Source organism: Haloferax sp. Atlit-6N, assembly GCF_003383195.1.
Taxonomy (GTDB): Archaea; Halobacteriota; Halobacteria; order Halobacteriales; family Haloferacaceae; genus Haloferax; species Haloferax gibbonsii.
On record NZ_QEQJ01000335.1, the window covers coordinates 1 to 455 of the forward strand.

A 455-nucleotide genomic window follows, 5' to 3' on the forward strand; every position below is an offset into this window, starting at 1 on the left:
CGTCGGGCATTCAGACAACGTCCTCGAGTATTATCTCGAACAGCGTGCTGAAATCGCTGAAAAACTCCGGTCCACCGACGAGATCGACAGCGACATTGAGCGGTCATTCTTTTCGTATCTCCTCCTGGCCTCGGCACTCATCGAAGAGCTGACAACAGAAACAGTCCTCAACGAACTCTTTCGCGAGGAAGCTCGTCTCGACAGCATCACAGAGCACGTTCGGAGTATGGGGCACGCGAAGCGATTAGAGAAACTCTGTGATATCCAAATACTGACCGGAGGTGACCATGGATCGCTTGTCGAGGTCAAAGAACGCAGAAACAACCTCGTCCACGACGCGCAGAAGCGTGCAGGCCTTGACGAACTCGAATCGCGTCGTGAAGTCGCACAGATCCTCGAACAGACTGATCGATGTGCGTCCGTACTACTGACGATCTCGGGAAAGAACATCGAGT

General features: G+C 53.2%; 1 pseudogene. It reads left to right on the plus strand.

Annotation, left to right across the window (positions count from 1 at the left end):
- Window positions 1-455: pseudogene (locus DEQ92_RS22615) on the plus strand (hypothetical protein); the annotation flags it as partial.